This window comes from Enterobacter sp. MG-EB028 (assembly GCF_056673305.1).
Genome location: NZ_CP195079.1, coordinates 2274952 through 2296071, shown reverse-complemented (window position 1 = coordinate 2296071; position 21120 = coordinate 2274952). Strand labels below are relative to the sequence as shown.

General features: G+C 53.7%; 23 protein-coding genes. 13 read left to right on the top strand and 10 right to left on the bottom strand.

The window, feature by feature from the left end; all coding sequences use genetic code 11:
- Position 1: 1 nt before the first annotated feature.
- From ACR42C_RS10960 to ACR42C_RS10950, 3 genes are read right to left on the bottom strand one after another with little or no spacing between them, the layout of a single operon-like run.
- Positions 2–1261: an NAD(P)/FAD-dependent oxidoreductase gene (locus ACR42C_RS10960; protein ID WP_479985123.1), complete on the bottom strand. Its 1260-nt coding sequence runs from the start codon at positions 1259–1261 to the stop codon at positions 2–4.
- Positions 1258–1977 carry an SDR family NAD(P)-dependent oxidoreductase gene (locus ACR42C_RS10955; protein WP_163329241.1) on the bottom strand — a complete coding sequence of 240 codons (720 nt, stop codon included), beginning with the start codon at positions 1975–1977 and terminating at the stop codon, positions 1258–1260. The genes ACR42C_RS10960 and ACR42C_RS10955 overlap by 4 nt, the downstream gene beginning before the upstream one ends.
- On the bottom strand, positions 1974–2408 hold the full coding sequence (locus ACR42C_RS10950) for a nuclear transport factor 2 family protein (RefSeq protein ID WP_192982463.1): 435 nt from the start codon (positions 2406–2408) through the stop codon (positions 1974–1976). Before ACR42C_RS10950 ends, ACR42C_RS10955 begins: the two co-directional genes overlap by 4 nt.
- A 258-nt stretch (positions 2409–2666) precedes the next feature.
- Here ACR42C_RS10950 and ACR42C_RS10945 point away from each other — a divergent pair, with 258 nt between their 5' ends.
- Positions 2667–2864: a hypothetical protein gene (locus tag ACR42C_RS10945; protein ID WP_024908361.1), complete on the top strand. Its 198-nt coding sequence runs from the start codon at positions 2667–2669 to the stop codon at positions 2862–2864.
- A 1-nt stretch (position 2865) separates the two neighbouring features.
- Complete coding sequence (locus tag ACR42C_RS10940) at positions 2866–3648, top strand: hypothetical protein (protein WP_116340096.1); 783 nt, start codon at positions 2866–2868, stop codon at positions 3646–3648.
- A gap of 91 nt (positions 3649–3739) precedes the next feature.
- Here ACR42C_RS10940 and ACR42C_RS10935 read toward each other — a convergent pair whose 3' ends face one another.
- Positions 3740–4117: a winged helix-turn-helix transcriptional regulator gene (locus tag ACR42C_RS10935; protein WP_479985122.1), complete on the bottom strand. Its 378-nt coding sequence runs from the start codon at positions 4115–4117 to the stop codon at positions 3740–3742.
- 90 nt (positions 4118–4207) lie between these two features.
- Between ACR42C_RS10935 and ACR42C_RS10930 the strand changes: the two genes are divergently transcribed.
- Positions 4208–4987 carry an SDR family oxidoreductase gene (locus tag ACR42C_RS10930; RefSeq protein WP_116340099.1) on the top strand — a complete coding sequence of 260 codons (780 nt, stop codon included), beginning with the start codon at positions 4208–4210 and terminating at the stop codon, positions 4985–4987.
- 51 nt (positions 4988–5038) lie between these two features.
- Here ACR42C_RS10930 and ACR42C_RS10925 read toward each other — a convergent pair whose 3' ends face one another.
- Positions 5039–5617, bottom strand: a complete 579-nt coding sequence (locus ACR42C_RS10925; protein ID WP_116340101.1) for a TetR/AcrR family transcriptional regulator — start codon at positions 5615–5617, stop codon at positions 5039–5041.
- Between the two features lie 104 nt (positions 5618–5721).
- Between ACR42C_RS10925 and ACR42C_RS10920 the strand changes: the two genes are divergently transcribed.
- Entirely contained in the window at positions 5722–6189 is a 468-nt protein-coding gene (locus tag ACR42C_RS10920; RefSeq protein WP_032645324.1) for a nuclear transport factor 2 family protein, read from the top strand.
- A gap of 195 nt (positions 6190–6384) precedes the next feature.
- Here the strand turns inward: ACR42C_RS10920 and ACR42C_RS10915 are convergent, their stop codons facing one another.
- Positions 6385–6753 carry a MerR family transcriptional regulator gene (locus ACR42C_RS10915; protein ID WP_479985121.1) on the bottom strand — a complete coding sequence of 123 codons (369 nt, stop codon included), beginning with the start codon at positions 6751–6753 and terminating at the stop codon, positions 6385–6387.
- Positions 6754–6827: 74 nt separating this feature from the next.
- Here ACR42C_RS10915 and ACR42C_RS10910 point away from each other — a divergent pair, with 74 nt between their 5' ends.
- The 6 genes from ACR42C_RS10910 (at position 6828) to ACR42C_RS10885 (ending at position 13472) form a co-directional block, all read left to right on the top strand.
- Positions 6828–7076: an SDR family oxidoreductase gene (locus tag ACR42C_RS10910; RefSeq protein ID WP_320719593.1), complete on the top strand. Its 249-nt coding sequence runs from the start codon at positions 6828–6830 to the stop codon at positions 7074–7076.
- A gap of 208 nt (positions 7077–7284) precedes the next feature.
- Entirely contained in the window at positions 7285–7899 is a 615-nt protein-coding gene (locus ACR42C_RS10905) for a TetR/AcrR family transcriptional regulator (RefSeq protein WP_479985120.1), read from the top strand.
- 75 nt (positions 7900–7974) lie between these two features.
- On the top strand, positions 7975–9084 hold the full coding sequence (locus ACR42C_RS10900; protein WP_320719595.1) for an efflux RND transporter periplasmic adaptor subunit: 1110 nt from the start codon (positions 7975–7977) through the stop codon (positions 9082–9084).
- Positions 9081–12170, top strand: a complete 3090-nt coding sequence (locus ACR42C_RS10895) for an efflux RND transporter permease subunit (protein ID WP_479985119.1) — start codon at positions 9081–9083, stop codon at positions 12168–12170. Before ACR42C_RS10900 ends, ACR42C_RS10895 begins: the two co-directional genes overlap by 4 nt.
- A 34-nt stretch (positions 12171–12204) precedes the next feature.
- Entirely contained in the window at positions 12205–12798 is a 594-nt protein-coding gene (locus ACR42C_RS10890) for a TetR/AcrR family transcriptional regulator (RefSeq protein ID WP_320719597.1), read from the top strand.
- Positions 12799–12872: 74 nt separating this feature from the next.
- Positions 12873–13472, top strand: a complete 600-nt coding sequence (locus ACR42C_RS10885; protein ID WP_479985118.1) for an NAD(P)H-dependent oxidoreductase — start codon at positions 12873–12875, stop codon at positions 13470–13472.
- On the opposite strand, the gene ACR42C_RS10880 is transcribed toward ACR42C_RS10885, so the two are convergent.
- The gene (locus ACR42C_RS10880; protein WP_320719599.1) at positions 13465–14349 is read right to left on the bottom strand and encodes a LysR family transcriptional regulator; all 885 of its coding nucleotides are present in this window, start codon (positions 14347–14349) and stop codon (positions 13465–13467) included. The genes ACR42C_RS10885 and ACR42C_RS10880 overlap by 8 nt on opposite strands.
- A 125-nt stretch (positions 14350–14474) precedes the next feature.
- On the opposite strand from ACR42C_RS10880, the gene ACR42C_RS10875 reads away from it, so the two are divergent.
- Together ACR42C_RS10875 and ACR42C_RS10870 are read left to right on the top strand one after the other, a co-directional pair.
- The gene (locus ACR42C_RS10875) at positions 14475–15896 is read left to right on the top strand and encodes an amidohydrolase family protein (RefSeq protein WP_479985117.1); all 1422 of its coding nucleotides are present in this window, start codon (positions 14475–14477) and stop codon (positions 15894–15896) included.
- Between the two features lie 228 nt (positions 15897–16124).
- A complete protein-coding gene (locus ACR42C_RS10870; RefSeq protein ID WP_479985116.1) occupies positions 16125–16667 on the top strand; it encodes a cysteine hydrolase family protein in 543 nt (180 codons plus the stop codon).
- Between the two features lie 63 nt (positions 16668–16730).
- Here ACR42C_RS10870 and ACR42C_RS10865 read toward each other — a convergent pair whose 3' ends face one another.
- Positions 16731–17207 (bottom strand): WbuC family cupin fold metalloprotein, encoded by a 477-nt coding sequence (locus ACR42C_RS10865; protein ID WP_320719602.1) that lies wholly within the window; start codon positions 17205–17207, stop codon positions 16731–16733.
- A gap of 136 nt (positions 17208–17343) precedes the next feature.
- The gene (locus tag ACR42C_RS10860) at positions 17344–18129 is read right to left on the bottom strand and encodes a phosphotransferase family protein (RefSeq protein WP_479985115.1); all 786 of its coding nucleotides are present in this window, start codon (positions 18127–18129) and stop codon (positions 17344–17346) included.
- A gap of 1496 nt (positions 18130–19625) precedes the next feature.
- Between ACR42C_RS10860 and ACR42C_RS10855 the strand changes: the two genes are divergently transcribed.
- A complete protein-coding gene (locus ACR42C_RS10855; RefSeq protein WP_479985114.1) occupies positions 19626–20468 on the top strand; it encodes a DUF3800 domain-containing protein in 843 nt (280 codons plus the stop codon).
- 70 nt (positions 20469–20538) lie between these two features.
- Here the strand turns inward: ACR42C_RS10855 and ACR42C_RS10850 are convergent, their stop codons facing one another.
- A complete protein-coding gene (locus ACR42C_RS10850; RefSeq protein WP_479985113.1) occupies positions 20539–21057 on the bottom strand; it encodes an Arm DNA-binding domain-containing protein in 519 nt (172 codons plus the stop codon).
- Positions 21058–21120: the final 63 nt, after the last annotated feature.

Here is a 21120-nt window from a genome sequence, read left to right as displayed (position 1 = left end):
CTCAGTTCCCCTCCCCGGCGGCTATTTCATTGACCACGTCCAGCGCGCTGCGCACACCGTCTTCATGAAAACCGTTGTACCAGTAAGCTCCGCAGAACCAGCTTCGGTTATGACCGTTGATCTCGCCGCGACGCGCCTGCGCCCGCCAGCTTTGCGGGTTAAACAGCGGATGCTCATAGACAAAGCGTTGCAGGACGAAGCGTTCATCCACCGGCGCGTCCGGGTTCAGGGTGACGCAGAACAGCGGACTGCCCGCAGGCAGCCCCTGCAGAATGTTCATGTTGTAGGTCACGCAGGCGCTGGCCTGTTCCTGCGCGCTCAGGCGGTAGTTCCAGCTGGCCCACGCGCGCTGCCGCACCGGCAGCCAGCGCGGATCGCTGTGCAAAACGACCTCGTTGCGCTGCCAGCCGATATCGCCCAGCACCTCGCGTTCGGCGGGCGTCGGGTTCTCAAGCATTGCCAGCGCGCTGGCGGAGTGGCAGGCAAAAATCACCCGATCGAAGGTATGGCCGCCGTTTTCGAGCTGAAGCGTGACCCCATGCTCGTGGCGGCTCACGCGCTGCACCGGTGAATTAAGATGCAGATTCAGACGGTCGCCCAGCTTGTCGAGCATGGCGCGGATATACTCCCGCGAGCCGCCCGGCACCACGTACCACTGCGGGCGTTGGGTGATATCCAGCAGGCCGTGGTGGTGGAAGAAGCGCAAAAAAAGCGGCAGCGGGAAACGCTTCATCTCCTGCAGCGACGATGACCAGATGGCGGCCCCCATCGGCAGAATGTAGTGGCGCGCGAAAAACGGCGTGAAGCCGTGCTGATCCAGAAACGTCTGCAGCGTGGCGTTCGGGTCCACTTCTCCGTCCAGCGCCTGTTTTGCCAGACGATTGAAGCGGACGATCTCCCCAAGCAGCCGCCAGAACGCCGGATTCACGAGGTTTCGGCGCTGGGCAAACAGCGACGTCAGGGTGTGGCCGTTGTACTCCAGCCCCGTCTCGGGGTTGTGCACCGAAAAGCTCATCTGCGTTTTTTGCCCACTGATGCCGAGCTCGCTGAGCAGGCCCATAAAGCGTGGATAGGTGCGATCGTTGTAGACGATAAACCCGGTGTCGATCGCGTATGTGCCCTGTGGCGTTGAGACGTCAACCGTAGCGGTATGACCGCCGGGGGTGGCTCCCGCTTCAAACAGGGTTACCTGATGGTGCCCGGCCAGACGCCAGGCGCAGGTCAGCCCGGCGATGCCGCTGCCGATAATCGCAATGTTCATGAGCGCACCATCCTACGCAGCAGCGCGCGCTGCAAAAACGCGGGCAGCCCGGAGAGCAGCCGCAAAATGAAGCCGAACCCGGCGGGAAACGCGATATGCATTTTGCCTTTCGCCAGCCCGGTACGGATCGCCTTGACCGCCTCGTCGACGCTCACCCTGCCCGGCATGGCAAAATCGTTTTTGCGCGTCAGCGGGGTATCGACAAAGCCCGGAGAGACGACCGTCACGTCAATCCCCTTTGGCTCCCAGTCCAGCCGCAGGCTCTCGGCAAACCAGCTCAGGGCCGCTTTGGACGCGCCGTAGGCCTCTGCCCGCGGGAAGGGAAGCCAGTGGGCCATCGAGCTCACCAGCACCACGCGGTTGCCGGCGGCCAGCTGCGGCTGCAGCGCGGCCAGGCAGTTCACCGGACCGAGGAAATTGGTGGATATGACCCGCTCCACCAGCGCCGCATCCACCACGCCACCGTCGAGGTATTCGCAGGTTCCGGCGCAGAGAATAACCAGATCGGCGTAAACGCCGCTAAGCGCCTGGCGACAGGCGTCCCTGTCTGTCATATCGAACAGGCGAACGTTGAGATTGGGGCAGGTCTGATGCAGCGCTTCAAGCCGCGCCGGATCGCGCCCGCAGGCAATCACGTGGAAGCCGTCAGCGGCAAAGGACTTCGCCAGCCCCGCGCCGATGCCCGAGCTTGCGCCGGTAATCAGCACCGTCTTCATGATTTGACCCTCCGCTTCACGCCGCGTACCGCCCAGCCCAGCAGAGGGAGGTGTTCGTAGATCATCTCTCCCGCATCGTAGTAGTCCCGCTGATGCATGATGAGATCGTTTTCCGTCTCCACCACTGAACACCCAGGCAGTTCAAGCGGCTCGCCCCCGGCGATCCGCGGGTGCGACCAGTGCATTATCCAGGTGACAACAAACCGGTTACCGCTGCACAGCGGCGTGTCGATGGTAAAACGGCACTTCTCGACATTGGCCAGCAGATGGGTGAAATAGCGCTGAAGCGCGAAAATCCCGTCGTGCTCGCCGAATGGATCGATAAGCGTGGCATTCGAATGGTAAAGCCCCACCAACGCGGAAGGCGGCTGGCTATCCAGTGCGGCGTAGTACTCAACAAACCGACTCACGACAGAGGGCAAAGTGCTCATGGGTCACATCCTGGCTGTAAACAACGTGGCGTAATCGCATAATTAAAACTTACACAATTAACGTTATTTGTCCAAGTTTGTGATTATCTATTTTTTATTACATATACATATCAATAACTTATTGACGATCAAAAAAGTAGCTTTTGTAGTCAGGTTAAGGCGTAGCCGCCACCCGGCTTTCACTTTCAGGATATCCTTAAGGCAAATTCGTCGGTCATCTTCCAGGCTTATTCTTTTTAATTCATAAGGATGCCTGACATGAAACGCTTCTTTCTCTCGCTTTTCTCCAGCCCCGAATCTTTGCTCCAGGTGATGAGCCAGCAGGAAATTATTGAAGCCGTCGAAGATGGCGATCGCATCATTATCGACCAGGACGGGAACGCCTCGGTGAACTACAAAAGCAACGAGGTGCGGCAGGATTTTCTGCGTCACGTCAACACGCTGAAGAGGGCCTGAAATGGGAACGGCGATATTTATGGTGCTGATGGTATGCGGGTACTGGTACACCAGCCGGGATCTGTCGACGCGCTTTAAAATCAAGCGTTCCTTCGGCTGGGACGTCTATTTTCTCGTTGCGCTTTATGGCTGTATTTTCGTTCTGCAGGGCGTGATTGCCACCGGTCTGCTCTGGCTATTCTTGCTCGCCCTCTCCGCCGCCGACAACACGTTTCACTTTACGTCGCAGCAGTATGCCGACTGGCAAGTCGACTTTATGAACTGGAGTTTTTTGGGCATTCAGGCACCGGTGGTCGTGATGCTGGCGTTTGCCATCCTGTTTTGCCTCTACCGCTCTAACTGGGCGGGCAGCGCCAGGCTGGACGGTGAAAGCCGTAAAAAGCTCTACAAACGTCTGGCCCAGTCGAGCGGTATTGAACAGCTGCTGTACCAGTGTATGGAGCAAGGCGAACTGGCGCAGGTCACGCTCCGGTCGAGGCGGATTTACGTCGGCATGATCCACACCGCGACGCTGGAATATGAAAAAACGGCCAATATCGTGTTGATCCCGATGCTAAGCGGGTACAGGGACGCGAAGACGATGAACTTTCGCATCGAGAATAATTACAGCAGGTGGTATGCAGAACATGACATCACGCTCGACTCTGAACCCCAAAGCGCCATGTCGTTCCGGAAGGTGATTTTACTCAATCAGATTGAGAGCATCTCGCTGTTCGACCCCGCCAGCGCCAGCGCGCTGTCGCTGGCACAGCATGATACGCTTTCTAAAGAGGCATCCTCATAATCCTGAGAATGCTCTGCTGCGAGGGGTCATGGGCGCTCTCCGTGCTAATAACCCGCGTTAACGAACGGCGAATGACAACAATTTTAAGGTGTCATTCGCCGTTGGGAATGTTGAGAGGACTTCCATCGGTTGCCTGGCTCGCGTAAGCCTCGCGTTTTTCTGCCCATTTCAGCATGGCATCCAGCGCCGGGCACAGTGCCTGCCCCCAATCGGTGAGGCGATATTCCACTTTCGGTGGTACCTGAGGGTAGACCATCCGCGAAACAATACCGTCGGACTCAAGCTGTCGAAGCTGCTGCGCCAGCATCTTCTGAGAAATACCGGGGATCAGCTTTTCGAAATCAGAGTAGCGCTGCACTTTTCCGTCGAAAAGATGAAAAAGAATAATTAATTTCCAGCGCCCTTCCAGCAGCCGTAATACTTGCTCCACGCCGCTTGCGGCAGATTCCGGACTATATAACTTACTCATAATTTAGTAACTCACTTTTTCGTGCGTACTTGTCAATTTCTCAGTCTATGTTGAATATGCCTGTACTGTAAATAACGGGAGTTATTGGTCATGTCATTAGATATTAATTTCACCGGTAAGCGCGTGCTTGTTACCGCTGGCACGAAAGGGCTGGGAAAAGCAGTTGTCGGGCTTTTAAAACAGCTCGGCGCAACGGTATTCACCACTGCGCGCCACGAGCCAGACGTAAATATCGCTGATACGTTCGTAGCCGCTGACCTTACTACGGTCTCCGGATGTGCCGCTGTCGCATCTGCGGTGCAGGAACAGATGGGAGGGGTCGACGTGATTATCCATGTTGCAGGCGGTTCAACCTCCCCCGGTGGCGGTTTTGCTGCGCTTGACGAAGAAGCGTGGCAGCAGGAACTCAATCTTAATTTATTACCTGCGGTACGCTTAGACCGCGCCCTGCTTCCCGGAATGCTCGCGCAGGGAAATGGGGTGATTATTCACGTGACGTCTATTCAGCGCGACCTGCCGTTACCGGAATCAACCACGGGCTACGCGGCGGCTAAAGCAGCCCTCTCAACCTACAGTAAGAGCCTGTCAAAGGAAGTCTCGCCGAAGGGCGTTCGGGTAGTGCGCGTTGCACCCGGCTGGATCGAAACTGAAGCGGCGGTGGCACTCGCGGAGAGACTGGCGAAGCAGGCAGGAACAGACTACGAAGGTGGCAAGCAGATCATTATGAAGGCATTAGGTGGAATACCGCTCGGACGCCCCGCCAGACCAATTGAGGTGGCTAACCTCATCGTCTTCCTCGCCTCATCGCATGCTGCGAGTATTACCGGTACTGAATTTGTCATTGATGGCGGCACCATCCCGACGGTATGACACGGGGGCTTAATCGGCCCGGGATAAGGGCCGATTAAGCACGGGGAAATATCACTGACCCGTCAGTTTTTCTAAGCCCGTTTTTAACGCGTTTATTACCGCTTCGGTATCCATTCCCATTTGGGCATGAATAATAGCCCCGTCAATAAGCATCATAATGTCATTACTGGTCTTTTCATCCGTTATACCGGCGAGCGTTTCGATTTTTTTCTTTGTTTCTGCTTTATGGTCGCGGCATATCTCTTTTATTTCATTTTCAATCTCTTCGGACTTTGCCTCTGCGCTGGCGTTAATAAACGCACAGCCGTGGAATTCGGACGAATTAAACCATTCGCAAAGCGTTGCAGATATCGCGTCAGAAAGTACCTGACCTTCGGCGAGGTTACGGCGCAGAGAGGCTTCAAACCAGTTCATCCATATTTCATGCCGATAGTGCAAATAGGCGAGAATAAGCAAGCTCTTACTCGGGAAATGGCGATAAAAAGTCACCTTGGTCACTTTTGACGCTTTAATCAGCGTATCCACCCCCGTCGCCCTGAAGCCCGTGGAATAAAACAGATCGTGCGCCGTCAATAATATCTTATCCCTGACGCTAATTTTTGTATCGTTGCTTGCGGATTGTGTTTTCATTTTTTCGGCGGCCTCAAAACGGATATTGACAGCGTTATTTCACAGGCATAGATTACATCAGGTAGACAGACCTGTCTACTTCATCTAACGCTGAGGTTACCGCAATGAACACACGTCCTCCTTTACCGCCCTTCACACGTGAAAGCGCCATCGAAAAAGTCAGACTGGCAGAAGATGGCTGGAACAGCCGCGACCCGGCGAAAGTCGCGCTGGCCTATACGCTGGATACCCAGTGGCGCAACCGCGCAGAGTTCGCCACCAACCGTGAAGAAGCCCGGGCGTTTCTGGAGCGGAAATGGAAAAAAGAGCTGGACTATCGTCTGATTAAAGAGCTCTGGGCATTTACGGATAACCGGATCGCGGTGCGCTATGCCTATGAATGGCATGATGATTCCGGCAACTGGTTCCGCTCGTATGGCAATGAAAACTGGGAATTTGAGCCTGATGGACTGATGAAGCGCCGCTTTGCCTGCGTAAACGATATGCCGATAAAAGAATCCGAGCGCCTGTTCCACTGGCCGCTGGGCAGACGCCCGGACGATCACCCTTCGCTGAGCGATCTTGGCTTATAGGATTATCGCATCAACCGGGCCGTATTGTTCTTGATGTACCAGTTAGCCACAATCTTTCCATCATCGATCTCATAAATATCCGTATGCATTTGTGGACGCGAGGAAGGTGTTGGATTTTGTAAAGGAACAGATGCCTGAACTGGCTGTCTGAAATATAAGGCCGCATCGGTTTTGCGGCCTCTTCTTACTTGTCGATTAAAACGTATCGATACAAGGCTGGCCGACTTTGTTAATGGCGTTTATTATCCTGGCTCTGAGCTCAATTAACGCCGCTTCTTTCTCTTCAAGCTGCTGCAACTTGCGCTGTAAAGAATCGCGTTTTTGCTCAGCGGTAAATTTGTCGTCAACCCAGACAGCTAAAACCTCTGAAATTTCGGATAAGGTAAAACCCAGCATTTTGGCATGCTTGATCATGTTTAAACGCTGTAAATCGACGGCGGAATAAACTTTGTAGTTATTGCTGCGATTGGGCTGCGGGATATTCTCTAATAGCCCCTGCCGCTCATAGTAACGCACCGTCTCTTTCGACAATCCCGTTTTCGCACACAGTTCACCAATTCGCATCGCGTCGCCCTCACCTCGAAAAAAAACTCTTTTCGAATGCGCTGTGGGGAGAGTATCGCTCAAAGGGCATCCGCGTGCTGGCGCTTTGCCCCGGCGCAACGGATACGGCCTTTTTTGATGTGGTGAATGCTGAGGAAGCCTCGGTAGGTAAAAGAATGCCCGCTGACAAAGTGGTCACCCTGGCACTGAAGGCCGTGGAGAGTAACCGTAGCTACCTGATTACCGGATGCGGTAACTGGCTTCTGGGGCAGCTACACCGCTTCGTGACGCGCAGGCGTCTGGTACTCATCGTCGAAAAAATATTGCGTCCACGCTCGGCTTAAGCAAAAACGGCTTTGTTCAGTGCAAGGGAGTTGCGCTGAAATCCTCGCTTATCGCAGACAGATAGATGCCATAGTGCGCGAAAAACAGTGATACACTCACCCCATCTGGTTGATCGTCCCGTCTGAACGGCGCATGATGAATGACGGTAACCAAAGTACAAAATGGTCACTCGTTGTTAATCGTAGCCTGTCACGCTAAGCTTAAATAATGACTAAAAATATGAATCCCCCATCAGCACGTGGTCCCCTTGACCACGCTGTCAGAGAACAAATCGTCGAAGCGGCCTTTGAGCACTTCGGTCACTACGGCTATGAAAAAACCACCGTCGCCGAGCTGGCGAAATCTATCGGTTTTTCAAAATCCTACATTTATAAGTTCTTCGATTCCAAGCAGGCTATCGGCGAAGTGATCTGCGCTAACCGCCTGGAGCTGATTATGGCGGCGGTGCTTTCCGCCATCGAGGATGCGCCTTCAGCAAGCGAAAGATTACGCCGTCTTTTCAAGGCGCTCACCGAAGCGGGGAGCGAGCTGTTTTTCCACGACCGTAAGCTTTACGACATTGCCGCCGTCGCCGCGCAGGAGCAGTGGCCTTCAACCGAAAAGTATTGTGAAAGCCTGATGAAGCTGATTGAGAGCATCATTATCGAAGGCAGACAGTCCGGCGAGTTCGAAAGGAAGACGCCGCTGGATGAGGTAACCTGTGCCGTCTATATGGTGATGTGCCCTTACATTAACCCCGTTCAGCTGCAGTACAACCTTGAAACCGCCCCAACGGCAGCGGTACTTCTCTGCTCACTGATCTTAAGAAGCCTGGCCCCCTGATTAGTGACCATTGACTTTATTGGTCACTAATCACAGAATGCGGAAACTGTCCTGTTACCTCAATAAGGGTTTCCCATGCTCAGGCTCACTTCAGCCCGCGTTGCCGTTTGTCTCCTGCCGTTTGCCCTCGCGGCATGCGGCGATATTTCCGCGAATGACGATCCGCGCACAAAGCCACCGCTTGTCCGATCCGTATCCGTCGAGCTTGCGAACAATACCGCCCGTGCCTTCACGGGCGTGGTGGTTGCCAGAACGCAGAGCGATTTAGGCTTCAGGGTTCAGGGGAAAATCCTTGAACGCCTGGTTGATACGGGTCAGACCGTCAAACAGGGCCAGCCCTTGCTGCGCCTGGATCCAATTGACCTGAAATTACAGGCCCAGGCGCAGCAGCGCGCGGTGGACGCAGCCCAGGCGCGCGCGCGAAAAGCCTCCAGCGATGAGGCGCGCTATCGTGGTCTGGTGGCCACCGGCGCGGTGTCCGCCTCCGAGTATGACCAAATCAAAGCGGCGGCGGATACCGCCAGAGCAGAACTCAGCGCGGCACGGGCGCAGGCCAGCGTGGCGCACAACGCCACGGGCTATGCCGTCCTGCTGGCGGATTCTGACGGCGTGGTCATGGAGACGCTCGCCGAGCCGGGTCAAGTCGTCAGTGCCGGACAGGTGGCGATCAGGCTCGCCAGAGCGGGACAGCGTGAAGCGCTCGTGCAGCTTCCGGAAACGCTGCGCCCTGCCGTCGGCAGCGAAGCGCAGGCCACGCTGTATGGCAATGAAGAACACCCGGTCACCGCAACGCTGCGCCTGCTGTCTGACTCGGCCGATGCCACAACCCGCACCTACGAAGCTCGTTACGTGCTGGACGGGCCGCTGGCGAACGCGCCGCTGGGGGCGACCGTCACGATTAACATTCAGCACAATAAAGCGGAAGGTCAGGTCATGCAGGTCCCTCTGGCCTCGCTCTACGATGCGGGCAACGGCCCCGGCGTCTGGCGCATTTCTGCTCCGCCTGCAAAGGTCGCCTGGACGCCCGTCAGGGTGCTGAGCGTGGGTGAAGATGCGGTGCAGATCGCGGGCGGCGTGAAGCCCGGCGAGAAGATTGTGGCGTTAGGCGCACACCTTTTACATGAAGGTGAAATTGTCAGGCTTGCCGCGCAACGCAATGCCACACTTGCGGAGAGCGCGCCATGAGCGGAAGCCGCTTCAACCTGTCAGCGCTGGCCGTGCGTGAGCGTTCCGTCACGCTGTTTCTGATCGTTCTCGTTACCATCGCCGGAATTTACGCCTTCTTTGGGCTCGGGCGCGCGGAAGACCCGCCCTTCACGGTGAAGCAAATGACGGTGATAACCGTCTGGCCGGGGGCGACCGCGCAGGAGATCCAGGATCAGGTCGCCGAGCCGCTGGAAAAGCGGCTGCAGGAACTTAAATGGTATGACCGGACGGAAACTTATACCCGTCCCGGCATGGCGTTTATCACCTTGTCGTTGCAGGACAAAACCCCGCCTGCCGAGGTGCAGGAGGAGTTCTATCAGGCGCGGAAGAAGCTTGGAGATGAATCGCAGCGTCTTCCGACGGGCGTCATCGGCCCGATGATCAACGACGAATTCTCGGATGTCACCTTTGCCCTTTTTGCCCTGAAAGCAAAAAGCGAACCGCAGCGGCAGCTGGTACGTGATGCCGAAAGCCTGCGCCAGCAGCTTCTGCACGTTCCCGGCGTCAAGAAAGTGAACATTATTGGCGAACAGGCCGAGCGGATTTATATCGCCTTCTCCCATGACCGTCTGGCGACGATGGGCCTCGCCCCTGAGGACATTTTTAACGCACTTAACGGCCAGAACGCGTTAACCGCAGCGGGCTCCATCGAGACCCGAGGCGCACAAATCTTTATCCGCCTCGACGGCGCGTTCGACGAACTGCAGAAGATCCGCGATACGCCCGTTGTGGCCCGGGGCAAAACGCTCAGGCTGTCCGACATCGCCACGGTTGAACGCGGCTACGAAGATCCCCCGACGATGCTGATACGTAACCAGCATGAGCCCGCCCTGCTGCTCGGCATCGTGATGCGCGAGGGCTGGAACGGCCTGACGCTGGGTAAGGCGCTGGATGCGGAAACGGCGAAAATTAATGAGAGTCTGCCGCTTGGCATGACCCTGACCAAGGTCACCGACCAGTCCGTGAATATTCGCTCGTCGGTCGACGAGTTCATGATTAAATTCTTCGTCGCCCTGCTGGTTGTCATGGTGGTGTGTTTTGTCAGCATGGGCTGGCGCGTAGGGGTGGTGGTTGCGGCGGCGGTGCCGCTGACGCTGGCGGTGGTCTTCGTGGTGATGGAGGCGGCGGGGATAAACTTTGACCGCGTCACGTTGGGCTCCCTGATCCTCGCCCTCGGCCTGCTGGTTGATGATGCCATTATCGCCATTGAAATGATGGTGGTGAAAATGGAGGAAGGTTACGACAGAATCAAAGCCTCGGCCTACGCCTGGAGCCACACCGCCGCGCCGATGCTGGCCGGTACCCTGGTGACGGCCATTGGCTTTATGCCGAATGGTTTTGCCCAGTCGACCGCCGGAGAATACACCAGCAACATGTTCTGGGTGGTTGGCCTCGCTCTCATTGCCTCGTGGTTCGTCGCCGTGGTGTTCACGCCCTATCTGGGGGTGAAGATCCTGCCAACGATCCCTAAAGTAGAAGGAGGCCATGCCGCCATCTATAACACGCCTCGCTATAACCGTTTTCGCCAGCTGCTTGCCAGCGTTATCGCCAGAAAATGGCGAGTGGCCGGGTCGGTGGTCGCCATTTTCATCCTGGCCGTGCTCGGCATGGGTCTGGTAAAAAAACAATTTTTCCCGACCTCCGATCGCCCGGAAGTGCTGGTTGAGGTGCAGATGCCCTACGGCACCTCGATTGAACAAACCAGCACCGCAGCGGCAAAAATCGAAGCGTGGCTGGGCCAGCAGCCTGAAGCCAACATTGTCACTGCCTATATTGGTCAGGGTTCGCCCCGCTTTTATCTGGCGATGGCGCCTGAACTGCCCGACCCGTCTTTTGCGAAAATTGTGATCCTGACGGACAGCGAGACGTCACGCGAGGCGCTCAAGCTCCGGCTGAGAGAGGCTGTCGCCAACGGCCTTGCGCCCGAAGCGCGCGTGCGGGTGACGCAGCTGGTGTTTGGCCCCTACTCGCCCTTCCCGGTCGCCTGGCGTGTGTCAGGCCCGGACGTAGGCAAGGTGCGCGACATTGCTGATAAGGTGAAAGCCGTGCTTCAGGCAAGCCCGATGATGCGGACCGTCAACACCGACTGGGGGTCGCGCGTTCCGGTATTGCATTTCACTCTCGATCAAAGCCGCCTGCAGGCGACCGGCTTAACCTCCAGCGCCGTTGCCGAGCAGCTTCAGTTCCTTCTATCAGGCGTGCCGATAACCACCGTACGGGAAGATATTCGTTCGGTAGAGGTCATTGGTCGCGCGGCGGGTGATATCCGTCTCGATCCGGCGAAAATTGAGGGCTTCACCCTGGTCGGCAATGCGGGACAGCGCCTTCCGCTGTCTCAAATCGGCAAGATTGAGATCGGTATGGAAGATCCGATTCTGCGCCGTCGCGATCGTACCCCCACAATCACCGTGCGCGGTGATATCGCCGACGGCCTTCAGCCACCGGACGTGTCGGTCGCCATCATGAAGCAGCTCCAGCCGATTGTTGAGACGCTGCCGGCCGGGTACCGTATTGACATGGCGGGTTCGATTGAGGAATCGGGAAAAGCCACGCAGGCAATGATTCCATTGTTCCCGATTATGATTGCCCTGACGCTGCTGATCATCATTTTGCAGGTGCGCTCAATCTCGGCGATGGTGATGGTGTTCTTAACCGCCCCGCTGGGGCTGATTGGCGTGGTGCCGACCCTGCTGATTTTCAATCAGCCGTTTGGCATCAACGCGCTGGTCGGCCTGATCGCCCTTTCCGGGATTCTTATGCGCAATACGCTGATCCTGATTGGCCAAATCAATCATAACCAGAACGAGGGTCTCGATCCGTTCCGGGCGGTGGTCGAGGCAACGGTCCAGCGAGCCAGGCCCGTCTTGCTGACGGCACTGGCGGCCGTGCTGGCGTTCATCCCCCTGACGCATTCGGTGTTCTGGGGCACGCTGGCTTACACGCTAATCGGCGGAACGCTGGGCGGGACGATCGTTACCCTCGTCTTCCTGCCCGCGATGTATGCGATCTGGTTCCGGATCCGCCCTGCGGAACAACGGGTGCAGCACCCCGCAGAAAACGTGTAAACTACCATGAGTAGATAACAGTTCAGAGGAAAACATGGTTGTTAAGCGCTTGAGAAAAGAGGACCGCCGCGTGCAGCTACTGGAGGTTGCGCGCGGAATCGTTCGTCAGCAAGGCACGGAGGCGCTGACCCTTGGCTACCTGGCGGAGCGAGCCAACGTGACCAAGCCTATCCCCTACGACCACTTCGGCGATCGTGAAGGGCTGCTGATGGCGCTGTACCAGGACTATAGCGATCGGCAGTTGGCGAAATTCCGTGAGACGCTGGCGGTCGACAGCAAAACGCTGGAAAAGACGATCCGCTTTTTCAGCGCCGCTTATATCGACTGCGCCATTTCCGCCGGGCCTGAAACCGGGCCAATCGCAGCGGCGCTATCCGGCTCCCGCGCGTTGCAGACGTTTCGGGAGGCATGCGTGACCGAATGTGCCGACTGCCTGCGTACCGCGCTTTCCCCGTTCGTCGTACTGAAAGGCGTTCAGGGAGAAGCAGCTCTGACGGCCATTATCGGTGCGGCAGACGCGCTCAGCACGGCCGCGGGTAACGGCGTGCTCGCCCGGAACGTGGCGGAAGATACGCTCAGCGGCGCGATGATCGGCGTGCTGGAGACCTATGTGAACAGCACAAAATGATCGCCTGGGGCGGATTGACAGCTAAGTTACCAATAGTAATATAGACATCAGTTCTCACCTATTGCGAGGTCGCTATGTCTGCAACACACGCCATCAATAACGCGCTGATCGTGACGGCTCACCCTGTCGACACGTCCTTATCCCATAAGCTGGCTACCCGCATTGCCGGGAAATTACGCGAGCAAGGTACACAGGTTGAGATCGCCGATCTGCATGCTGAAGGGTTTAATCCGGCGATGACCCGCGCCGATCTCGATTTCTATCACGGCGATCCGAGCGCGCTTCCCGACGATATTTTGCGCGAGCAGCAGCGCGTCGAGCGGGCGGATATGCTGGTGTTTGTCTTCCCGGTGTACTGGTGGTCGGTCCCCGCGCTGTTGAAAGGCTGGTTCGATCGCGTTTTAACCCTGAACTGGGCGTATAAGGTGGCCGACGACGGACGGATTGTGGGTAACTTACGGGACGTTCCCGTCCGCCTGATTGCCACCGGCGGCAGCGATCTCGCCGGATTCGACAAACATGGCTATTCGACGGCGATTCAGACGCAGATTATCGAAGGTGTATTTGGCTTCTGCGGGTTGAAGAACGTTAAGCTCGATATCCTTTACCAGGCAGACACGGCTACGCCTGAGCAGGTTGAGGATTTTCTGGAGGGGCTTGGGAGTATTAAATAATCCCGGCTATCCAGTCAGCAAAAGCGCGCACGACAGGAGAAAGATAACGCTGGTGGGGATAAAGCAGCGTGACGGGCACCGACGGCGGCTGCCAGTCCGCCAGCACCTCCACCAGCCTTCCCTCGCGCAGATGCTCTGCGACAATATTCCCGGCAACCTGCACCAGCCCAAAACCCTTAAGACACATCTGGATATAAAGCTCCGTATCATTGACGGCGGCAGCACCGCTCACTGGAACAGACCGCATTTCATTGCCCTGAACGAAGCGCAATTCGTTCGCGCGTCGTCTCTGCCCGGAAAAATAGTGAACCGCCCGGTGCCCGCTCAGCGCATCGGGCGACTGGGGAATACCGTATTCCCGGAGATAGTCCGGCGAGGCGCAGGTGACCCAGCGAAAACGGCCCAGAGGACGGGCTACCAGCGTGGAGTTATTCAGTTCCCCTGTTCTAATTACACAGTCGACGCCCTCCTGCACCAGGTCAACCTGGCGATCGCTGACGCCGATCGTCAGGTAGATATCCGGATAAAGACGGCAGAACTCGTCCAGATGTGGCATCACGATGTGATGAGCAATCCCGGCAGGTATATCTACCCGCAGGCGTCCCTGTGGCCGACTGCCGGAATCGCTCAGGCTGGACTCCGCCTGCTCGATTAATGAGAGAATTTCCCGACAGTGCGTCAGGTACTGTAAACCTTCCGGCGTCACGCTCACCCGCCGTGTCGTCCTGTTCAGCAGGCGCACCTGCAGGTATTTTTCCAGATTTTTAATCGTGCTGGTGACCGTTGATGAAGGCAGGAAGAGTGTTTCAGCCGCGCGAACGAAGCTGCCGGACTCCGCCACCCGCACAAAGATTTGCATTGCCTGGATACGATCCATTTGTCCCAAAGCCTTTATAAATTTAATTATTCGCTAATTATGAATAATGAAAACGCATTGCGCATCTTTTTCGCGTTAATTAAGTGGCGTAGCGTTTCGGTACTAATGACAGAAAGAGACTGAAAATGACCGGCTACGCAAGAAATATTGTGAATAATCAAAACACCACTTCCCCGGCGACGCTCATCCGTGGCGCTACGATCCTCAGCATGGATGAGAGCGTGGGCAGTATTGAACGCGGCGAGATCCTGATCGCCGGGCCCACCATTGTGGCTGTCGGCGAAAACCTGGAGGCAAAGGGAGCGAGGGTTATTGATGCTACAAACATGATTGCTATGCCGGGGATGGTGGACACCCATCGCCACGCCTGGGAGGGGCAATTGCGTCGCATCAACCCCAACGCGGAATCGCTGGAAGACTACTGCAACGCCACGCATTTCTCATTTGCGAAATACTACCGCCCTGCCGATATGTACGTTGGCAACCTCCTCTCCGCGCTGGGCTGTATTGACGCCGGGATCACCACCGTCATTGATAATTCCCACAACAGCCGCAGCGCAGCCCATTCGGATGCCGCCGTCGAGGCGCTTCTGGATGCGGGGATCCGCGCCATTCACGCTTCAGGCGCACCGGTTTCCGGGGAATGGGATACCGCACACTGGCCAGGAAACTGGCAACGCCTGCAGGAAAAGTATTTCCGGGACAACCCGGACGGACTTGTGTCGCTGGCGGTGATGGCGCAGCTGGAGCCGGAGATGTGGGCTGAGGCGCGCAGGCTCGGGCTGCCGATCGTCACTGAATTTTTCGGCGGTGAGATGGCCTCACGGCTTGCGGTATTGCAGCAGGAGGGACTGCTGGGCGCGGATAATATCTTTAATCACTGCACGGCGCTGCCTGACGAAGGCTGGGCGATCCTGAGAGATGCTGGCGTGAGGGTAAACGTCTGCCCTCGCTCCGACGCACACTACGGCATTGAGGACGGGATGTTTGCCATTCAGTCAGCGATGCGCCACGGCATTCACCCTGGCCTAAGCGTGGATAATGAAACGTCCTACAGCGGTGACATGTTTATGGAGATGCGCGTAGCGTTTTACCTGCAGCGCGTTATGGGTATGCATCAACAACACGGCTGTCGCAGCGCACATTCCCCGAAAACGCTTCAGGCAGCCCAGCTTCTGAAGGCCGCCACTCTCGATGGCGCGGCGTGCGCCGGTCTGCAGGAGAAAGTCGGCAGCCTGACGCCGGGCAAGAAGGCCGATCTGATCCTGATTAACGCGGGGGATCTGAACCTTTACCCCTCCGGAAATGCCTTTGGCACGGTCGTGCATGCAGCAGAGCGCAGCAATATTGACACCGTGATGATTGGCGGACGCATCGTTAAGCAAGGCGGCAACGTGCTGGGCGTGGACAGAGCACGTCTCCGTGCAGCGATTGATGAATCACGTCAGCATCTTTATACCGCTGCAGGCTATGAGCCTGACATGTTTGCAGACTCCTTCCTGCCGCTGCATCAGGCCCCTACTCAAGTTGGTGTATTGAAGGAATGAGTTAAGCAACGTTATAACTAACGCGATAATTCCGTATACAGCGGAATGTATTAACAAAGGCCATGTTATGTATCAGTCAGTTCAGCCAACAACCACCCTCACCACCACCGGAACCTTCGGCGGTGCGAGCGTATCTGTAGCGAACGACTGACAAACAGAACCTCAATCCCCGCCGGCCAGGACGGGGAAATCTCTCTCCGTTCACCACCCTCTGAATGGAGAAAGAAAATGGTTTCATCTGACAATGCTCTCTTAATCATCGACATGCAGCAGGGCCTCTTCCGTGGCCCTTTTTCCCCCAGTTCCGCCGATGCCGTTCTGGCAAATATCCGTTTGTTAATAGCCAACGCGCGGCACGCGCAGGTACCCGTCTTTTTTGCCCGTCATATCGGACCAGACGACTCGCCCTTCTCAGAGAAGGGGCCGTTAACACAGCTGATACCCGAGCTGGACGTGAAGGAGCAGGATGTTATTTTCACCAAGCGCTATCCCAGCTGTTTTCGGGATACCGATTTGCAGCACAAACTTATTCAGAGAGGCATCAAACAGCTGGTCATTGCCGGGATGAAAACAGAATTTTGTGTCGACACCACCTGTCGGGCCGCGCCGGATCTGGGTTTCAGGACGGTATTGATTTCAGATGCACATACAACAATGGATAATGCACATTTATCCGCCAATGACATCATCGCGCATCACAACAGCACGCTGGCCGGTCCGTTCGTGACGCTGTCGACTGCCGGAGACTGGCATTTTAATACGGTCGGTTGAGTTGGCGGGATCGTCTCTCTTTCCCGGCGCGGCTTTCCGCGCGCCGGGCAAATAAGAGAAAAATTACAGGGTAAAACCCCCGTCACCCACCTGCGCCTGAGCGTACCATTTCATCAGCGCCGCGGTACCGGGCGCATTCTCCGCCGGTGACCAGGGGGCGGTATCCTGCTCAGGAACAGGCTGGTAGCCGCCGTGCTTAACCTCAAAAATAACGCCGCCCTTATCCAGCGACAGCACGGCATGCCAGGTACCGGGATCCATCTCCAGCACTTTGCACTCTTCACCTAACACCACGCGCCGGGTCACGTTCCCGCTGTCATCGAAGTTCAATACCAAAAAGCGACCGCTCAGCGCCGTCAGCAGCTCAAACGTATGCGGATGGCGATGGGGGCGAACATAGGTGCCGGGCTCCATGGCGATAGCCAGGCGCTGCACCGGGTCGCTCAGCTCAGGATGTAAATTACGGTGCGCCCGTAAGCGAGGAGAATTTGCGGCCTGCTCGCTTTGCTGCTGCAGGTCACTGAAGGTAATTTGTTTCATATAAGCCTTTGTGAATGTGGGCAGTCTACGGCAATCCGATTGCCGCAAGACGTTATACCATCCTGAAAGGTCGATGAGCGATGGCATTTATGAAACAAAACGCTGCATGGGGTTCGCATGTTCTGTTACAACGTGCTCAAAGCAGAGAGAGGGACTCATCCAGCCAGCCGGGGAGATGTTCTCTGTACCAGGTCAGGTAGAGATTAAAGTCGCTCTTTTTCCTTTCGTGCAGGAGTAACACGACTTCAGTAACAATCCATGCCTTGGCGAGAGCGATTTCTCTGACTAACCTGTCTGCGTCCAGATGCGTGGCAAAAACACAGTAGCGCTCGGCAAGTTGTAAAATGCTTTGTTTTGAGCCCATCCCCTTAACCAGCGGAGCAAGGTCGATAGCCGGGCTGCCGGTGCCGAATCTTTCCCAGTCGAAAAGTATCGTATCGCCGTTTTCTCTTCTGCCCCAGTTACCCGCATTGGTATCGCCTGAAATTAAACATTCCTGACGAAACAAAACGCTGCCCGCTTGTTGAAAACGTCGCATCTGCCGCTCAGCGCGGGCGGGCAATTCCAGAAGAGACAGAGATTTTTCAAGTGCTGACGCAGACCAGGTGTGGGTGTGATATATCCATTCGGCGTCGGCAGGATAATTGTGAAGGCGTGAAAGTTGCCTCAATATCTCGTCCCCTGCAACCTCATCCTGGGAGATCTTATAAGGAACGTATTCGAGCGTCAGGCTGCGTCGGCGTGGGTCGGCGTGAAGCAACCGCGGGGATTCAACAACGCCGCTGAGTGGTTCCGCCGCACGCGTATAAAAGCCATATTCAACATCGCTAACAGGGCATTTTTCTATTACCTGATTGCCATGGCGATCCGCAATCAGGCGGACTTTTGCTGCGCCCATTCTGGATAAGTTCTCGCCAGACATACCACCCTCATGTCACTGGTTCGGGGCATAAGTATAGTGGATCATTATGCAATGCTATGAAAATAACCCTCTGAACTTACTAATCTTTTAGTTTAAAATTACCCCTTTAAACGGGAACTGCTGAACACCTGCTATACACAAGCCCCCCCCATTTTCATTAACGCAGCGGATTTAAAAATGACAAAGTCTGGATTTAAAATTACTTCATTTATTTCGCCTACAATACAATTCATATTAGCGCTCGCAACTTTTATACTTAGTGTAACCTTTAGCCTTGAGCAAAATAGAATATCAAAACTCCAATACTCACCACTTTTTATTTTAAGCATTAACCAACTTTTCGGAAAAGATTACTCACCAACTCAATCAGAAAAATTTGATATATTCAACGAAGGTTATTCCATAAACAATTATGACTATAAACTCCATTCAATCATGAATGTTGCATATACCCTTAGCAACAAATCATATGAAAAAAAAATTCTACGTTGATTACTTCTCTGTTCAATCAAAGAAGTCCGGCGGAAAAGATCGCATGTCAGGGGGCATAGGTGAGAACAACATCTTATTATTCAGCAACCTAAAAAAAACAAATCATAAAAAAATTTAACGATAAAGGTATCAATCTAATAAACATTGAACTTCATCATTATTCTGAAATAAGTTACTCCGATACAGAACTCAAGGGAAATTATGTCTACTTCGCAGATTCCGAGCGTGTAACAAAAGATATTTATGACAATTATTTAGCTGGGATTGATGGTTACTATACAATATCACTCTACAGCCCAAATATAGATGAAATCATATCAAGAATCTTACGAGGCAATTAGTTAAATATTGAATATATGCAACTCTAATATTGCGAGTTGCATATGAATTATTTGAACTGCTCCACAGGGTGTGGTTCTCATAATCCACCCACGCCACTGAGAGCGGGCTTTCGGTTCGGATTTTAGCGGCAAAGGTTAAGTCCCAGCCGCAGAACTTTGCACGGGCCAGTGTCTGCAACGGTGCGCAGAACTACCTGGAGACAGGAGTGACCTCGCGGCGTACCAGGGAATAGTCATGTAAATTTGGGCCGAGTTTGGGTATGCTGTGTTCCAGCCATAGTCGTTACTCCTGTTAACGATCTGGTTAGACGCCTCGGCAGTGTTCCACCACTTCAGGGCGTTGCTTTTTATGGTATTCGCATATAAAGTGGTTCATACTATTCAAATTAACGCTAACACAGTGGCATGAACCAATGTAAGAGAAGAATGCCAAAAACAAAACTGATCGTTCAAATAGCACAAGAAAGATCATCCGCCTCGAAGATGAATTACTTAATCAAATAGACATTTTGGCTGGTGAAGGCGATTTTAGCTCATGGGTAAAAAAAAGAGTGCAGAGAAAAAATTCGCAAAAGTGGAATAGATCCTAAAGGTTAATGGGATTTTTAAAAAATATCAACAGCGCGTAATTAAAACGACAAGATATTGATTTAAGGAGATTGCATGAACAAAACAACAATATATTTTTTCATAGATGAATCTGGTGACAAAGGTTATTCAAACTCAAGACCCTTCCACGAAATAGGAGTAATGGCAGGATTCCTTATTAATGACTGGAATGTCCCAATCCTACAAGAAAAGATAGAGAGTGGATTAAGCAAACTCAACCTCGATCCCATAAAAAAACTTCACATGTCAGGGTTAGATAAAACTCAGCAAGCCAAAGTAATTGATTTAATCAAAGAGTTATTTAAAAAATTTAATCTAAAGTTTTTTTATTCTGTAATATATACCTCATCATATGCATCTTTTGTTGGACTCAACCCGGAACAACAAAAAGAGTCCATGCACTCTCAGTTACTACAAAACATCTTAATTACAGCCCTATCACTCTGTACCCGTATAATTGAAAAGTTCAACACTGATGTGAAATTACAAATTGTAAGTGATAACATAGATTCCGGCGTATTAAAAACAATGAAAAAAGATTTTTCCCGAATAGTTAATTTTTTAAATGGGACAAGGAATAGAACATACATAACCAAAACCGAATATGTCGAATCAGAAATAACCAATTTATCACATGATCCGAGACCCAAAAATGGGAAGTTCGAAGTTGATATTCGCGTTGAAAACTCAGCAATCACGTTTATTTCCGATGTATTATCTTATACAACATTTCAACATTTAATTAAGTTTATGCAAGATAATCCTACGATGGATCTTAATACATCAAAGGCTAGCTTCGGTCATCCCTTAGAAGAGTTTTTAATGCTGCAATTCACCCCTGACCTTGAAGAGATGAATTTAATCGGAAAAATATTTGGACCAGGTAGAAAAAATTAAAATAAGTACAGTCTCTTTGCTCTTTGCGCTTTTCACTGGCATAGATATCACACCAGTAATCGATAGCGTTCTACACAGTTACTGGAGTGAACAGGTTCTCTTTGGTGAGTTTGTTCTCTTTCCGTGGATCGAGTCCCGGAGAAAACCATGCCCGGCACTCGTCCCTTTTCTCTCTGGCCTGTTTAAGTGTCATATCTGGATACTTGCCTAACGTCATCCAGACGGGGGCGCTTTGTCGGCCGGAATGTCTGAAGAAATAAACAAAGCTCACCGTGCCACTCATACTGACTCTGGCGGACAGTTCCCGTCCATCGGCCACCATCTTTTGACGCGGCAGCGGTTTACCATGTAGGCTTTTAACGCCTTGTCGCTTAACTTGTTCTCGCCCGCCATAACACCTCATTCTGCAATACACACCCAACTGCAACGCCGAAAAACAGTATAAAAGCAATGCAAACAACATTTCTTTCTTCTTCATAATTAACAATGAGTTAATGAATGAATCCGGTTCTTCATGCGTACCCATGAGGTAGTGTGAAGGATAGTGGATCATCATCCCACGTTGAGTAAAACTCACATTGACTGCCACTATTTATCGTTTTTCAAACCTATCCGCGTTGAAATACCATCCCTTCATCCCTGGTATATTGCT

Coding starts and splice junctions, on each gene's coding strand:
- ACR42C_RS10960 (WP_479985123.1), bottom strand. CDS start 1,261: ATGAACATTGCGATTATCGGCAGCGGCATCGCCGGGCTGACCTGCGCC.
- ACR42C_RS10955 (WP_163329241.1), bottom strand. CDS start 1,977: ATGAAGACGGTGCTGATTACCGGCGCAAGCTCGGGCATCGGCGCGGGG.
- ACR42C_RS10950 (WP_192982463.1), bottom strand. CDS start 2,408: ATGAGCACTTTGCCCTCTGTCGTGAGTCGGTTTGTTGAGTACTACGCC.
- ACR42C_RS10945 (WP_024908361.1), top strand. CDS start 2,667: ATGAAACGCTTCTTTCTCTCGCTTTTCTCCAGCCCCGAATCTTTGCTC.
- ACR42C_RS10940 (WP_116340096.1), top strand. CDS start 2,866: ATGGGAACGGCGATATTTATGGTGCTGATGGTATGCGGGTACTGGTAC.
- ACR42C_RS10935 (WP_479985122.1), bottom strand. CDS start 4,117: ATGAGTAAGTTATATAGTCCGGAATCTGCCGCAAGCGGCGTGGAGCAA.
- ACR42C_RS10930 (WP_116340099.1), top strand. CDS start 4,208: ATGTCATTAGATATTAATTTCACCGGTAAGCGCGTGCTTGTTACCGCT.
- ACR42C_RS10925 (WP_116340101.1), bottom strand. CDS start 5,617: ATGAAAACACAATCCGCAAGCAACGATACAAAAATTAGCGTCAGGGAT.
- ACR42C_RS10920 (WP_032645324.1), top strand. CDS start 5,722: ATGAACACACGTCCTCCTTTACCGCCCTTCACACGTGAAAGCGCCATC.
- ACR42C_RS10915 (WP_479985121.1), bottom strand. CDS start 6,753: ATGCGAATTGGTGAACTGTGTGCGAAAACGGGATTGTCGAAAGAGACG.
- ACR42C_RS10905 (WP_479985120.1), top strand. CDS start 7,285: ATGACTAAAAATATGAATCCCCCATCAGCACGTGGTCCCCTTGACCAC.
- ACR42C_RS10900 (WP_320719595.1), top strand. CDS start 7,975: ATGCTCAGGCTCACTTCAGCCCGCGTTGCCGTTTGTCTCCTGCCGTTT.
- ACR42C_RS10895 (WP_479985119.1), top strand. CDS start 9,081: ATGAGCGGAAGCCGCTTCAACCTGTCAGCGCTGGCCGTGCGTGAGCGT.
- ACR42C_RS10890 (WP_320719597.1), top strand. CDS start 12,205: ATGGTTGTTAAGCGCTTGAGAAAAGAGGACCGCCGCGTGCAGCTACTG.
- ACR42C_RS10885 (WP_479985118.1), top strand. CDS start 12,873: ATGTCTGCAACACACGCCATCAATAACGCGCTGATCGTGACGGCTCAC.
- ACR42C_RS10880 (WP_320719599.1), bottom strand. CDS start 14,349: ATGGATCGTATCCAGGCAATGCAAATCTTTGTGCGGGTGGCGGAGTCC.
- ACR42C_RS10875 (WP_479985117.1), top strand. CDS start 14,475: ATGACCGGCTACGCAAGAAATATTGTGAATAATCAAAACACCACTTCC.
- ACR42C_RS10870 (WP_479985116.1), top strand. CDS start 16,125: ATGGTTTCATCTGACAATGCTCTCTTAATCATCGACATGCAGCAGGGC.
- ACR42C_RS10865 (WP_320719602.1), bottom strand. CDS start 17,207: ATGAAACAAATTACCTTCAGTGACCTGCAGCAGCAAAGCGAGCAGGCC.
- ACR42C_RS10860 (WP_479985115.1), bottom strand. CDS start 18,129: ATGTCTGGCGAGAACTTATCCAGAATGGGCGCAGCAAAAGTCCGCCTG.
- ACR42C_RS10855 (WP_479985114.1), top strand. CDS start 19,626: ATGAACAAAACAACAATATATTTTTTCATAGATGAATCTGGTGACAAA.